Source organism: Desulfosalsimonas sp., assembly GCF_046483245.1.
Lineage (GTDB): Bacteria > Desulfobacterota > Desulfobacteria > Desulfobacterales > Desulfosalsimonadaceae > Desulfosalsimonas.
Genome location: NZ_JAWODO010000083.1, coordinates 1 through 11,654, shown reverse-complemented (window position 1 = coordinate 11,654; position 11,654 = coordinate 1). Strand labels below are relative to the sequence as shown.

The 11,654-nt window shown below is 54.1% G+C and carries 13 protein-coding genes; 5 read left to right on the top strand and 8 right to left on the bottom strand.

Going from position 1 to position 11,654, the window contains the following annotated elements:
* Nucleotides 1-123: 123 nt before the first annotated feature.
* The 5 genes from R6U41_RS07585 to R6U41_RS07565 all read right to left on the bottom strand — a co-directional run bounded on the left by R6U41_RS07585 (nt 124) and on the right by R6U41_RS07565 (nt 3,266).
* Nucleotides 124-777, bottom strand: coding sequence for a hypothetical protein (locus tag R6U41_RS07585; protein WP_410269232.1), 654 nt, complete (start codon nt 775-777; stop codon nt 124-126).
* 61 nt (nt 778-838) lie between these two features.
* On the bottom strand, nt 839-1,267 hold the full coding sequence (locus tag R6U41_RS07580) for a hypothetical protein (RefSeq protein ID WP_410269231.1): 429 nt from the start codon (nt 1,265-1,267) through the stop codon (nt 839-841).
* A 123-nt stretch (nt 1,268-1,390) separates the two neighbouring features.
* A complete protein-coding gene (locus tag R6U41_RS07575) occupies nt 1,391-2,008 on the bottom strand; it encodes a LolA family protein (RefSeq protein WP_410269230.1) in 618 nt (205 codons plus the stop codon).
* A gap of 17 nt (nt 2,009-2,025) precedes the next feature.
* Nucleotides 2,026-2,748, bottom strand: a complete 723-nt coding sequence (fabG, locus tag R6U41_RS07570; protein WP_410269229.1) for a 3-oxoacyl-ACP reductase FabG — start codon at nt 2,746-2,748, stop codon at nt 2,026-2,028.
* Nucleotides 2,749-2,837: 89 nt separating this feature from the next.
* On the bottom strand, nt 2,838-3,266 hold the full coding sequence (locus R6U41_RS07565) for a hypothetical protein (protein WP_410269228.1): 429 nt from the start codon (nt 3,264-3,266) through the stop codon (nt 2,838-2,840).
* A gap of 208 nt (nt 3,267-3,474) precedes the next feature.
* On the opposite strand from R6U41_RS07565, the gene R6U41_RS07560 reads away from it, so the two are divergent.
* Nucleotides 3,475-3,750, top strand: a complete 276-nt coding sequence (locus tag R6U41_RS07560) for a phosphopantetheine-binding protein (RefSeq protein WP_410269227.1) — start codon at nt 3,475-3,477, stop codon at nt 3,748-3,750.
* A 7-nt stretch (nt 3,751-3,757) separates the two neighbouring features.
* Nucleotides 3,758-5,023, top strand: coding sequence for a B12-binding domain-containing radical SAM protein (locus R6U41_RS07555; RefSeq protein WP_410269226.1), 1,266 nt, complete (start codon nt 3,758-3,760; stop codon nt 5,021-5,023).
* 35 nt (nt 5,024-5,058) lie between these two features.
* On the opposite strand, the gene R6U41_RS07550 is transcribed toward R6U41_RS07555, so the two are convergent.
* Both R6U41_RS07550 and R6U41_RS07545 read right to left on the bottom strand, forming a co-directional pair.
* A complete protein-coding gene (locus tag R6U41_RS07550) occupies nt 5,059-5,217 on the bottom strand; it encodes a hypothetical protein (protein WP_410269225.1) in 159 nt (52 codons plus the stop codon).
* Nucleotides 5,218-5,240: 23 nt separating this feature from the next.
* On the bottom strand, nt 5,241-5,645 hold the full coding sequence (locus tag R6U41_RS07545) for a desulfoferrodoxin family protein (RefSeq protein WP_410269224.1): 405 nt from the start codon (nt 5,643-5,645) through the stop codon (nt 5,241-5,243).
* A gap of 763 nt (nt 5,646-6,408) precedes the next feature.
* Between R6U41_RS07545 and larA the strand changes: the two genes are divergently transcribed.
* Nucleotides 6,409-7,743 carry a nickel-dependent lactate racemase gene (gene larA / locus R6U41_RS07540; RefSeq protein ID WP_410269223.1) on the top strand — a complete coding sequence of 445 codons (1,335 nt, stop codon included), beginning with the start codon at nt 6,409-6,411 and terminating at the stop codon, nt 7,741-7,743.
* A gap of 75 nt (nt 7,744-7,818) precedes the next feature.
* Here the strand turns inward: larA and R6U41_RS07535 are convergent, their stop codons facing one another.
* The gene (locus R6U41_RS07535; RefSeq protein WP_410269222.1) at nt 7,819-8,247 is read right to left on the bottom strand and encodes a peptidylprolyl isomerase; all 429 of its coding nucleotides are present in this window, start codon (nt 8,245-8,247) and stop codon (nt 7,819-7,821) included.
* Between the two features lie 243 nt (nt 8,248-8,490).
* Here R6U41_RS07535 and R6U41_RS07530 point away from each other — a divergent pair, with 243 nt between their 5' ends.
* Nucleotides 8,491-10,137: a BCCT family transporter gene (locus R6U41_RS07530; RefSeq protein ID WP_410269221.1), complete on the top strand. Its 1,647-nt coding sequence runs from the start codon at nt 8,491-8,493 to the stop codon at nt 10,135-10,137.
* 3 nt (nt 10,138-10,140) lie between these two features.
* Nucleotides 10,141-11,049: a universal stress protein gene (locus tag R6U41_RS07525; protein ID WP_410269220.1), complete on the top strand. Its 909-nt coding sequence runs from the start codon at nt 10,141-10,143 to the stop codon at nt 11,047-11,049.
* The last annotated feature ends 605 nt before the right edge of the window (nt 11,050-11,654 follow it).

Sequence of the window (11,654 nt, the reverse complement as noted above, 5' to 3'; positions counted from 1 at the left end):
GTTCAGGAGAGGCCTGGGAGGAAACCAAAAAGGGATTTTCCAGGGCGTGGCGCGATTTTCAGCGCTCCCTGGAAGACACCGAGGACAAAGCCCCAAACGAGACCCGGATCTGAAAAAACGCGCTCACGGCAGATCTGCGGAATCCGGGTTCTGTTCGATGCGCTCCAGTTCCAGCCGGTAGCCCAAAACGCCGTGACGCTCGATCACGATGGTATCTGCCGGCCTGAGACCGGCTTCGCCCGACGCCGGCGCCCGGGTAACGGAAACGGTCTGGGTCTTTTTTCTGCCCGGGTTGTATTCAATGATTTGCACATGGTTCGGGCCGGCCTGCACCACATCCAGAAAACCGCCGTCGTCTAACAAATAACGGCACACCGGGTGGTTGTCTGGATTTTTTCCCGCGGCAACCATCAGGCCCCGGGGGGGTAAAAACACCTGCCGGAGATCGGGAAACAGGCGGTCTGGGAATTTTTCGCTGCCAAACGGACCGATGGCCGGCCCAACCCGGATCTCGCCATTTGCCTGTCCTGAAAATCGAACCAGGCCCTCGATGCTCATGATCACGCACTTGATCCGGCCGGATTCCGGCGACACCCGGGTGACGGAAATGCCCTGGTAAGTCTCGTCATTGGGCATCCGTGCGGTCATGGAATGCACGACCTGCCGGGGGGTGCTTGCAAACACTTCCCGGCAGGCCGTTTTCACGCGGGATTCAGAAACAGGGCCTTCGAGCCGAATTTCCGGCAGCCCCGCACATCCGGCTGCCATAAAAACCATGAAAACCAGAATCAATGCCGGCCGGGCAACCCACAAGCCCCTGCAAGATGTATATTTGCGGTTATTCAACTTTTTCCAGGTTTATGGGCGTGCCGTTTTCCTGGGCCAGGTCATCGTCATTGAAATAATTGCCCCGCAGCACGCCCTTTTCCTTCATCTCCAGCCGGGCCGTGTAATAGACCGACCCGCCGGAGAGAAACACCAGATAAACCTCGCTGCCGCTGACCCTTCCGGTAATGTTGTAGTTGCCGATGTGGCCCTCGATTCTGCCATTTGTTTGCTCCAGCATGCCCCTGCCCCATCCAAACGGGGTGTTGGGATCCACATCCGCATCCTGCCATTTGCCTTCCACGTTGACAGCAGGGGCTCTGCTGCCGGAAATGTCGGCCAGCCACGGATCAATCTCACTTTTTTTCAAGCTTGCGGCGCAGGAAATCAACGCCACGCCCATCAACACCAGAAAACCGCCGTAAATCCATTGTTTCATCATCAACCCCCTTTTGCGGATAAATTGAGATATGGCCTGCTGCAAACAACATGTTCGCACGTACCGGCATCTGAAATAAAATATTATTCCAAATCAGCAGGGTGCAAACGATTTGTCAGCCCTTTTCTATCCGGCCTGCTCAAATACGCTGTCTGCAATCTCCGGGTTGATCTCTGTGTCATGAAACACAATGCGGGTATAAGAGGTTTCATCCTCGTAAATAAAAGCAGACTCGATCACGCCTGGGGTGTCGGTGAGCTGGAGTTCAATTTTTTCGATTACTGCGGCGATGTTTTTGTCCGCAGGGGTCAGCAGGACCCGGCGCCCTTTTTTGAGTTCTGGGGAAAAAGCGGTGTTTTGATCAAACCCGCCGCGGATCCATTGGCCCACCTGCTCCAGAAAAACACGCATGGCCTCCAGATCCCTGCCATGCCGGGCCTGCATGCCGTCTTCAGCCATGGTGTATTGCCGGATCCGGTCGCGGTTCATCAGCAGGATGCTTTTTACGGGATCTGTATATTCCCAGCGCAGGGAATTCGGGGCCCGGAAATACAGCTCGCCCTTGGATATCAGGGGATTATCGAGCATTTCCAAATGCTTTTCCTGGACAAACCGCGCTTTGACCGCCCGGATATCGGCTGCCTGATCTCCGATCTCCTCCATGGTGTCGGCCCAGCCGGCAAAAAAGGGCACGGCACACATCAGCGCGGCAAAAAGCCCAAACCGGTAAAAAATCCTACGCATGAAGACAATCCCGGCCATCAGCCCATCCCCCCGTCCACACTGATCACCGCACCGGTGATATAAGAGGCATCTTCTGAGCACAAAAACCGCACCACCTTTGCCACTTCCTCAGACCGGCCGATGCGGGCCATGGGAATCATCTGCTTGATGAAATCCACGGGCGCCTCCTGGATCATTTCGGTTTCAATCAGACCCGGGGCCACAACATTGACCCGGATGCCCAGGCGCGCCACTTCGGCTGAAACCGCCTTGCTCGCCCCGATCAGGCCGGCCTTGGCAGCCGAGTAATTGGCCTGGCCCCGGTTGCCCCGAATGCCGGAGACCGAGGAAAGGGTCACCACGGATCCTTGTTTTTTGCGCATCATCTGCTTTAACACCGGCTTGGTGACATTGTAGAATCCTGAAAGGGCTGTATTGATCACGTTGTGCCAGTCTTTTTCCGGCATCATCACAAACAGCCCGTCTGCTGTAATACCGGCATTGTTGACCAGCACACCGATATCATGGCCGGCGGCAATCTCTGCCACCGCCTCTTTGGCTGCAGCGGCATCCGTGATATCAAAACCCATGATTTCCGCGGCCCCGCCCGCGCTGCGGATCTCGTCCCGGGTCTGCTCGGCCGCATCCCGGCCGGATCGGTAATTGATGATCACAAAATAGCCGCAGGCGGCCAGTTCCAGACAAATCGCCCGCCCGATGCCGCGTCCGCCGCCGGTTACAATCGCTGTTTGCTGTTCCATATATCCGCCTTCTCCTAACCCAAACGTTTCAACCAAAAAAATAACTCTCTGATTTTACTTAACACTTAAAACTTAACACTTAATCACTTTCACCCGGTACGCAGCACCTGTATAAAAGCCCGGCCCAGTGCCTGATCGTTCATGGTGCAGGTACCTTCGAACTCGGCGTAATTCATGTGCTTGGAGACCTTGACGGCGCAGGTTTCAATCTCCGCATCCAGGGGGATTTGCCCACAGAAAAATTCCGCCTCCTTGATGCCAACGATAAACCCGCCGCCGGAATGGCTCGCCGGGTCTTTTTCCAGCTCGCTCCACCGGATTTGGATACCGGAGGTCTGGGCCACCAGCTCAATTAACACCACCGGATGGACATAACCGTCCATTTGCATGGGCCACCCGGCAGAAATTTTGGAGCGGGCCACGGCCTTTTGCTCGTCTGCGGCCACGATGCTGTCCACGAGCTTCATGGCATCGCGCTGGATCAAATATTCTTCGGTATCGGACAAATCCTGGCTCATGGACAGGCACCAATGATACCGCCCGGGCATGGATGCACGGGCAGAAACCATTCATATGTGAAAGAAGATTGACTTTGCAAGGGGCGGCTGGTATTTTCGGTCATTTCAGGGTTCCGGAGAAGTTCAAAATACGGTAATAGGTGATGTTTTCAGGCTCGCTCAGGTTTTCAACATAGAATAAATTTACTGGTTTGACAAGGTCATTTCAATGCAGCAGCTCATTGACGAACTCAAGACAAAGATTATTGATACACTGTATCTCGAGGATATCACGTCCGAAAAAATCGACGAGAACGCCCCCCTGGTGGGTGGAGATCTGGGCATTGACTCCATTGACATCCTGGAGCTGGTAATGATGGTGGAACAGGACTACGGCGTTGTCATTGACAACAAGGAGGTCGGGGAAAAAGTCTTTGCCTCTGTTGCCGCCCTGGCCGAATATATCCGGGACAACCGGCCTCAGACAGCAGACATGTCCGGATAACCAAGCCATGAAATTCAAACTCATCTATCCCAGGTGGGCCAAGCTGGCCCGCCAAACTGAATTTCACCTTCCCCCCCACGGGCCGGTGGTGTTTGCCGCAAGCCTTCCCGAAGACGTGGAAGTCACATTCGTGGATGAAAACCTCCAGGACATTGATTTTGATGAATCCGTGGACATTGTGGGCATTTCCATGATGCTGACCATCCAGGTCAAACGGGGCTGGCAGATTGCGGACCATTACCGGAAAAAGGGGGTTTGTGTGATTTTCGGCGGCATTGCCGCAACCCTTCATGCCGAGGAAACCGCACAGCACGCCGATGCCGTGTTTCTGGGCGAGGCCGAAGGCAAAATGGAACAGGTCATTGAAGATTTCCGCAACAACCGGCTGCAGAAATTCTACAACGCCCTGGAAGCGCCCCCGGCCATTGAAACCGTGGGCCCGGCCCGCAGGGATATTTTAAACAAAAGCCTGTACAATTACCGGGGCATCCAGATGGTGGACCTGGTGCACGCCTCCCGTGGCTGCCGGTTTAATTGCTATCCATGCGCAGTTGCCTACCTGGGCGGCCGCCGGTTCCGGCCGCGGCCCGTTGACCGGGCAATCGAGGAAATCGCCGGCATTGACAACAACCGCCTGTTTCTGGTGGACAACTCCCTTGCCCAGGATACTCAATGGGAAAAGGACTTGTTTGCCGAAATGATCTCTTTGAAAAAAAACTGGTGCAGCCATCCCATCGAAGACGACCCCGCAGTCCTGGACCTGGCCGCCCAAGCTGGAGCCTGGTTTGTCTACCAGGCGGTGTTTGACACCTCGGATTACATCCGGGAGCGCATTCGGCGCTATCACGATCACGGCATTGCCGTAGAAGGCACCATTTTGCTGGGCCTTGACCGGCACACCGAGGATTTTATCAAGCGGCTGGTGGACTTTTTGCTGGAAATCGAACTGGACCTGGCCGAATTTACCGTGCTCACCCCGTTTCCCCACACCCGGGCCTGGGACCGGCTCCACAAGGAAAACCGGATTTTCTCCTATGACTGGGACGATTACACCGCAGACAAGGTGGTCTATCACCCAAAGCAGATGAGCGCCGAACGCCTGCAGGAACTGCTGTCTTACGCCTGGGACACGTTTTACGCAGACAAGCCCCAGCAGGTGCGCATGTTTGAGCTTTTCCAGAAGGTCATGCGCAAGGAAAAGGCAGACGGCACGTTTCAGCCCAGGGACCGTAACCTGATCAACCAGGCATTCGGCCGGCCGGTGAAACGATAGGTCCGCACCAGAAGCCGTAAACTTTTTTTCCGTATTTAAACCAGCAAGGCCAAAGACGCGTGCAAAACAGCTGTCACCGCAAGCAGGATTCCGGTTTTCCGGTGGGTACGCGGCGATATCCGGATCACATGCAGTCCGGTTGTCAGCTGCCAGGCCACCAGCACCAGGTTGACAATCCCCAAAGCCAGGATCATTTCCACCTCCCTAAGGTTCCTATCTATTCGGCCGCTTCGGCCGGGGCATCATTGGATGCCACCGACACGTTCATGACATCTGTGTTGCGGCTGCCATGCATGTTGCACGAGGCCCTGGCACTTATCGTAAAATCCTGGTCTGCGGTGTGAAAATAGCGCACGGTAAATTCTTCGGCAGGCGGCTTGCTGAAATTGGAATACTCCCATTTCTCAACCAATTCATCGTTGATTCCCAGCTCCACCAGCTCGGTGTAATGAATGAAATTGTTGCCGGAATGCGACACATGCACCAGGATCTCCACCTCCTGGCCGGACCGGACCGACTCCGGGGCCTCGATGCGCACCGCGGACTCGTCTGCAAAAGCCGTTGTCAATGTCACGCAAAACAAGACCAGAACTGCTATCCCCACAATCCTGCCAATTTTCATTTTCTTTTCCCCTTTGCGTCAATCCTTGATTGTTTTCTTCCAAAACCGCTTCCACCAAAACCATAAAATAACCCCGCCCCACAAAAATCGCCACCCAAAACCACCCTTGCCTGGTTTTCCAAGCAACTATAACCCGGACATTTTCAAATTTTTAAAGTTTTGTTTCCCTATTATCTTATTGGTGCCTGGGTTTGGCCAGAGAAGACCGCTGCCAAGGAAGCCCTGCGGTCGGGTGCTGTTTTTGAAGCGACATTGAGCGTTTTTACGGAAAAATTCAGCAAATGCCGAAGCGTGAAAATTTCAAACTGTCTGAGGCCGACAGGCCGAGTTTTTGAAATTTCAGCGAAGGCATTTGCTGAATCCGTAAAAACGGTCAGAAGCGAAAAAACTGACCCCGACCGCAGGGCTTCCTTCCTATGAATTTTATCACACCGGCAAAACCGAATGCGCAAGCAAAGGTTTTCTGCTATAAAAAGGACAAAACAACAAGACGAATAAGGTTTCCAAGGAAGTCCAAGGTCGGGGTCTGTTTTTGAAGCGACATTGAGCGTTTTCGGGAAAAATTCAGCAAATGCCGAAGCGTGAAAATTTCAAACTGTCTGAGGCCGACAGGCCGAGTTTTTGAAATTTTAAGCGAAGGCATTTGCTGAATCCGTAAAAACGGTCAGGAGCGAAAAAACTGACCCCGACCGCAGGGCTTCCTTCCTACAAAACCAGCAGGCGATGTAAAATGCTTTTTTAAACTCAAAGAAAGGTGCCGGCCATGGAAATCAAGCTGCCCTGGGGGCAATCGTTTACAACGCTTCAACTGCCCGATACCTGGCATGTGCACATGCCCGAACGCGTCGACATCTCCGGCCAAAGCCGCCAAAGCAGCGCAGACATCGTGGAAGCCGCCCTGACCAACCCGGAAGGCGCCAAACCCCTTTCCCAAAGAAACCTTTCACAAAAACGCATCCTGATCATCGTGGATGACAACACCCGCCCTACCCCGGCCCATGAATTTTTCCACCTGATTTTCCAGCATTTGCAGCAGGCCGGCGCAGATGCCAAAAACATCCATGTCATGCCCGCACTGGGCATTCACACGGCCATGAGCCGGGAAGAGATGGCAGAAAAAATCGGGGAAGACAATTTAAGCAAGATCAACTGGTCCAACCCGGACGCCTTTGATCCGGCCACGCACCATGATTTCGGCACAACCGGCAGGGGCACGCCGGTTCGGCTAAACCACGAAGTGGCCGCGGCAGACCTGATTGTCCTGGTGGGCATGATCGAACCGCACCTGTGGGCGGGATTCGGCGGGGGCATGAAAAACCTGTTTCCCGGCGTGGCCGCGGCAGAGGCCATCGGCGCCCACCACGGCATGATCGCAGAGCCGCCATACCTGTTTAACCGGGTGGGAATGGCCCCGGATGAAAACACCTTCCGCCGGGACCTGGAAGAAACAAAGGATCTGGTCCCGGGAAAAATATTTGTTGTCAACGTACTGCTTGACGAAAATCAGCAGATCGCGGCCGCCTTTGCCGGCGACGCCCTGGCCGCGCACAGAAAAGGCATCGAATTTAACAAGAAAATCGCCGGCATAGACCTGCCGCATCTCATGGACGCGGTGATTGTCAACTCCCATCCCATGGACATCAACTTCAAGCAGAGCATGAAATGCGTTGGAAACGCCCTGCCCGCCCTTGCGCCGGGAGGGGTGATCATGGGTTTTTTAAGGGCCGCCCGGGGGATGGACGATATCCCCCTGCCGGATAAGCCGCCGCCGCTTTTTGTGCTGCGCACCATCCTGAAACTGGTGGGCAAATCCAATGTAATGGGGTTTTTAAACGTGATGAAAAAGGGGCTCAATGTGGAGGAGCGGTTTTTGACTTATTACTCCATGCGCCTGATCCGGGAATACAGGATGTTTTTTCATGTGCCGTCGCTTTCAGAAAAAGAAATCCGGCATCTCGGATTTTTCCATCCGTGCGGCCGGCCGCAGGAGGTAATTGACCGGGGGGCTGCCAAACTGAAAAAGGACGCGCACGTGGCCGTGTTCCCGGACGGCGGGGCAACCTTTCCGATCATGAAAAAAGCCGGGAACAATTTTTGAAGCCACATTGAGCGAAAAAACTGTTCCCGGACACGAGGCTTGCTTACTGACAAACATCAGGTGATGTAAGCAGCTTTAGAGGATCTCCTGGAGGGTAATCTCAAATTTCAGATCCTTGCCGGCCAGGGGATGGTTGGCGTCCAGAGTAACCTTTTCCTCGCCCACGTTGGTCACCGTGACCGTGACCTTCTGGCCGTCGGGCTGCTGGAGTTCCAGCTGCTGGCCGGGCTCGGGATCAATGTGTTCGGGAAACTGGGTTTTCTCGACCTCGATGACCATATCGTCTCGGTATTCGCCGTAGCCCTTTTCCGGCGGAATCGTGGCTTCCTTGGTTTCTTCGGGCTGCATGCCCACAACAGCCTCTTCCACACCGGTAATGATATTTCCGGAACCAATTTCGAACTCCAGGGGGTCGCGGCCTTCACTGGAATCAAATACCGAGCCGTCATCGAATTTGCCCGTGTAATGAATCTTGACGGTATCGCCTGATTTCGCCTGTGTCATGAATGCTCCTTTTGATTTGAAAATTAAACAATTCTATATTTTTTGTACCATAAGAAGACTTGGCCGGCTATGCAACCCCTGAAACCGGTTTTTCTTTTCAGCAACAACACAACTTCCGAACAACCTTCCAGAATCAAAGAAAATACACTTCCACCACATCCGGATTCCATTGACAGGAAGATTCAATTCAATCATTATTATATTTTTAATCACCTGAGACAAGAGCCTGTTACGGAGCCGCAAATGGCCGAACCTGACAACACACCCGATCCGGCGTCCGGAATACGCCGCTTCTTTGACGTTCACCCCCCGGTATTCTGGCCCACGGTGATTCTGCTCGTTGTTTTCATCTCCATTACCCTTGGGGTGGGCAAACCCATGGAGCGGATCTTTTCCGCCATCCAGACAAATGTGTCCGATTATTTCGGATGGTTTCTGATCCTTTCGGTGAACTGCTATCTTTTGATCATGCTCTATATCGCCCTGGGCAAATACGGCAGCATCCGCCTGGGCGGCAAAAACGCGGTGCCGGAGTTTTCCCGCACCGCCTGGTTTGCCATGCTCTTTTCCGCAGGCATGGGCATCGGCATTTTGTTCTGGAGCGTGGCCGAACCCATCTATCATTTCACCAACCCGGATTTCCGCGGGGCGGACACCATGGAGGCCGCAGGCAATGCCATGCAGGTGACCTTTCTGCACTGGGGACTGCACCCCTGGGGCATTTACGCCCTGGTGGGCATGTCGCTTGCCTTTTTCAGCTTTAACCGAAACAAGCCTTTGGCCATTCGCTCGGTTTTCTATCCCCTGCTCGGAGAGCGTGTCTACGGCCCCATGGGCGATGCCATTGACGTGCTGGCCGTGCTTTCCACCATGTTCGGCCTGGCAACCTCGCTGGGCTTCGGGGTTCAGCAGATCAATGCCGGGCTGAATCATTTGTTCGGCCTGCCCGATACCATCTACATCCAGATGGTGCTTGTGGCCGTGATCACAAGCGCTGCGGCCATGTCCGTGGCCTCGGGGCTCGACCAGGGGGTCAAACGATTGTCCGAGCTCAACATGAACCTGGGTGCCGTGCTTTTGGTTTTTGTGCTCATTGCCGGCCCAACGCTTTTTATCCTGGACACCTACGTGGAAAACATCGGGGTGTATCTGAATGATTTTTTCAGAATCAGCTTCTGGGCCGAGGGCTACCGGGGATCGGACTGGCAGAACTCCTGGACCATATTTTACTGGTCCTGGTGGATTTCCTGGTCGCCGTTTGTGGGCATGTTCATTGCCCGGATCTCCAGGGGGCGAACCTTGCGTGAGTTTGTGCTGAGCGTGCTCATTGTCCCGTCGCTGCTCACGTTTTTATGGCTCACCACTTTCGGCGGCTCCGCCCTGTTTCTGGAACTGAGCGACGCGGGAAACATGGCCGCGGCCGTCAAGGAAAACATTGCCATTTCCATCTATGAACTCCTGGGCAACTTCCCGTTTGCCATTGTTGCCAATTTTGCCGCCATCCTGCTGGTGGTCAGCTTTTTTGTCACCTCGTCGGATTCCGGCTCCTTGGTTGTGGATACCTTTACCTCGGGCGGAAAGCTGTCATCTCCCGTGACCCAGCGGATTTTCTGGGCGTTTCTGCAAGGGGCCGTGGCTGCGGTGCTGCTGTTCGGCGGGGGATTGGACGCGCTTCAGACCGCCTCGATCACCACGGGCCTGCCCTTTGCCGTGGTGCTTTTGCTCATGGGATGGAGTTTGACAAAGGGCCTGGAAAAAGAATACCAGGCCGAGCGGATCCGCGCCCGGGACATGGAGCGGGAAAGCTACCAGCAGCTCATCCAGGATCTGGTCGAAAAAAAAGCCGCCGGCAGGGCCGGCTCGGAAAATCAAAACAGGGAAGGCCAATAACCCATGAAAACCATCAAGCATATTCTGGTGTGCCTGGATTTAACGGATATTGACAAGCACCTGATCCCTTACGCTTCCCTGGCCGCGCGGGTATTTCACGCAGACGCGGTGACATTCATCCACGTGATCCAGGCCTATGATCTTCCCAACAAAAGCAGCAAGTCGTTTCCGGATGTCAAAAGCTCACTCAATGCCATGATCCGGGAGGAACTCGACGGCAGAATCGATGAAAAATTCCGCAATAGCGTCTCCACCCGGATCAAAACCCGGGTGGCTGAAGAAGACGCGGCAGAGGAGATTTTGTCCTTTGCCGGAGAAATGGATGCGGACTTGCTGCTCATAGGGCAGAAATACGGCGAAGACCGGCAGAAACGATACGGCGGCGAGCTGTCTGCGAAATCGGAATGCGATATCCTATTCGTACCCGAAGACCCGCCCCTGGAAATTGCCCGGGTGCTTTGCGCAATCGATTATTCCAAGGCGTCAAAAGCAGCTTTTGACAGGGCCCTGCACCTGCATCGCCAGCAAAATGCACATCTTGTTTGCTATTACATCCAGGACAGCACCCGCAGCTATTTTCCGGCCTCCACCCAAAAAAGCGCAAGCCAGAACCTAAGCCGGGCCGAAACCCGGCATCAGGAACTCATGGAGCAATTCGGCCTGGACCCGGAGGCCTTTCCCTGCAGAATCGACGCATCCGAGGCCCTCACCAGCGAAGGGGAAAAGCTCTACAATGCCGCAGAGGATGACAACGCGGATCTGATCATCGTGGGGGCCGCCGGGCATACGGCCACCGAAACCTCGCTTCTGGGCAATATCACTGAAACCCTTCGGCGCATGGAAAAATCAATCCCGGTCATGATCGTCAAAGACCGGGAAAACAAAAAGTTTTTCGCTCAGCTGCTTTCGTGAAACGAAATAAATCGGGGGACACGATACTTAATTCGTCCAATTTCGTCGGGATCTCCACCAAGAGAATGTCGGATTAACCCCACTTCGTGGAAATTTCGTGAGTAGAGAGAAAAAATAGGAGATTTTTGCATTTGACGGGCAATGATTGCAACAAGTTACAGGTCTGGCGACGTTTGTAGTGACAAAATCTGTAATTTTATATCTGACGGAGCCTTTTCTTTGTTGTAACCCCCTCTTCATGTTTATTCGAGCCGTTGAACACAAAGACACAAAAAACCGTAGGAGATGCCTGACCTACAAACTGGTCGATTCGGTGCGCACCGAACGGGGGCCCCGGCAGACCACCGTCCTGAACCTCGGCACGGACTTCGACCTGCCCAAAGAGGATTGGAAACAGCTGGCGAACTTGATCGAGGAGATCATTACCGGACAAGGTAGTGCGGATGATCGCACCGGGTTCGGAGCTGTCAACCCATTACTGGCTGCAAAACACGACTGCCCTGGCAGAGTTGATAGGCTTTGACTTTTCACGCGTTAGCCTTGATCGCCTATATAAGGCGTCAGACCACTTGTTAAAAAACAAGGAAGAGATTGAAAATCACCTG

What these genes read in the sequence shown, in the direction of transcription:
- fabG (WP_410269229.1), bottom strand. Translation starts at nt 2,748, where the DNA reads ATGGAACAGCAAACAGCGATTGTAACCGGCGGCGGACGCGGCATCGGG.
- R6U41_RS07535 (WP_410269222.1), bottom strand. Translation starts at nt 8,247, where the DNA reads ATGACACAGGCGAAATCAGGCGATACCGTCAAGATTCATTACACGGGC.
- R6U41_RS07555 (WP_410269226.1), top strand. Translation starts at nt 3,758, where the DNA reads ATGAAATTCAAACTCATCTATCCCAGGTGGGCCAAGCTGGCCCGCCAA.
- R6U41_RS07585 (WP_410269232.1), bottom strand. Translation starts at nt 777, where the DNA reads ATGGTTTTTATGGCAGCCGGATGTGCGGGGCTGCCGGAAATTCGGCTC.
- R6U41_RS07525 (WP_410269220.1), top strand. Translation starts at nt 10,141, where the DNA reads ATGAAAACCATCAAGCATATTCTGGTGTGCCTGGATTTAACGGATATT.
- R6U41_RS07580 (WP_410269231.1), bottom strand. Translation starts at nt 1,267, where the DNA reads ATGATGAAACAATGGATTTACGGCGGTTTTCTGGTGTTGATGGGCGTG.
- larA (WP_410269223.1), top strand. Translation starts at nt 6,409, where the DNA reads ATGGAAATCAAGCTGCCCTGGGGGCAATCGTTTACAACGCTTCAACTG.
- R6U41_RS07565 (WP_410269228.1), bottom strand. Translation starts at nt 3,266, where the DNA reads ATGAGCCAGGATTTGTCCGATACCGAAGAATATTTGATCCAGCGCGAT.
- R6U41_RS07545 (WP_410269224.1), bottom strand. Translation starts at nt 5,645, where the DNA reads ATGAAAATTGGCAGGATTGTGGGGATAGCAGTTCTGGTCTTGTTTTGC.
- R6U41_RS07575 (WP_410269230.1), bottom strand. Translation starts at nt 2,008, where the DNA reads ATGCGTAGGATTTTTTACCGGTTTGGGCTTTTTGCCGCGCTGATGTGT.
- R6U41_RS07560 (WP_410269227.1), top strand. Translation starts at nt 3,475, where the DNA reads ATGCAGCAGCTCATTGACGAACTCAAGACAAAGATTATTGATACACTG.
- R6U41_RS07530 (WP_410269221.1), top strand. Translation starts at nt 8,491, where the DNA reads ATGGCCGAACCTGACAACACACCCGATCCGGCGTCCGGAATACGCCGC.
- R6U41_RS07550 (WP_410269225.1), bottom strand. Translation starts at nt 5,217, where the DNA reads ATGATCCTGGCTTTGGGGATTGTCAACCTGGTGCTGGTGGCCTGGCAG.